The organism is Mycobacterium sp. IDUB_19 (assembly GCF_055419445.1).
Map to the genome: position 1 here is coordinate 1 of NZ_JBVAXR010000155.1, position 1,152 is coordinate 1,152.

Annotated in this window: 1 protein-coding gene and 1 pseudogene; both read left to right on the top strand. The window is 63.5% G+C overall.

Annotation, left to right across the window (positions count from 1 at the left end):
• Positions 1-1,005, top strand: a 1,005-nt coding sequence (locus tag ACZY0B_RS27570) for a Rieske 2Fe-2S domain-containing protein (RefSeq protein WP_463767392.1), incomplete at its 5' end; no start/stop codon positions are given.
• Positions 1,005-1,152, top strand: a pseudogene (locus tag ACZY0B_RS27575) (ferredoxin); the annotation flags it as partial. The gene ACZY0B_RS27570 and the pseudogene ACZY0B_RS27575, both read left to right, overlap by 1 nt.

A 1,152-nucleotide genomic window follows, 5' to 3' on the forward strand; every position in this document is an offset into this window, starting at 1 on the left:
TTCGGTCAGAAGCTTGTCGTCTTCCGAAGCGGGGACGGCAAGATCAACGTCCTCGACAGCTACTGCCGGCACATGGGCGGCGACCTGTCCCAGGGCGAGGTGAAGGGCGACGAGATCGCCTGCCCGTTCCACGATTGGCGTTGGGGCGGCGACGGGCGATGCAGGAAGGTGCCGTACGCCCGACGCGCACCCCGGCTGGCCCGCACGGCAACCTGGACCACGCTGGAGCAGGACGGCATGTTGTTCGTCTGGAACGACCCGGAGCGCAAACCGCCGCCGCCGGAGGTGACGATCCCGCGCATCGAGGGAGCCACCAGCGATGAGTGGACCGACTGGCACTGGTACACCACAGTCGTGGGCACCAGCAATTGCCGCGAAATCATCGACAACGTCGTGGATATGGCGCACTTCTACTACATCCACGGCGCGCTGCCGACCTACTTCAAGAACATCTTCGAGGGACACGTCGCGACGCAGTACATGAACGGCGAGGGCCGACCCGACATGGGTGGCGCCGAAGGCTCACGCATGCTGGGCAACACCTCGGTGGCGTCGTACTACGGGCCGTCCTTCATGATCGACGACCTGACCTACCACTACGAAACCGGTGACGCGCAATCCATTCTGATCAACTGCCATTATCCGATCGATTCGAATTCCTTTGTGCTGCAATACGGCATCATCGTCAAGAAATCAGAGACGCTGCCCGGCGATGAGGCCATGCGGACCGCGATCACGCTCGGCGACTACATCAAGCTCGGCTTCGAGCAGGACGTCCAGATCTGGCGGCACAAGGCGCGCATCGACAATCCGCTCCTGGTCGAGGAGGACGGCCCGGTCTATCAGCTGCGTCGCTGGTATCAGCAGTTCTACGTCGACGCCGCCGACGTGGAACCGGACATGGTGGACCGCTTCGAGTTCGAGCTGGACACCACCCGGCCCTACCAGGCGTGGATGAAAGAGGTCGAAGCGAACATGGCGTCCCAGGGAGCGGGCTCGGTGTGATGGCGCTCGATTCGCCTGTGCGGACTGACAATCGGCTCGACGAGATGCCCATGCTGCCGGTTGCATGCCGTAGCTGCGGCGCGCAGGTGCTGGTGCGCAAGAGCGCCTGGAACCAGACCAGCGTGCAGTGGAACGCCGACGCGACGG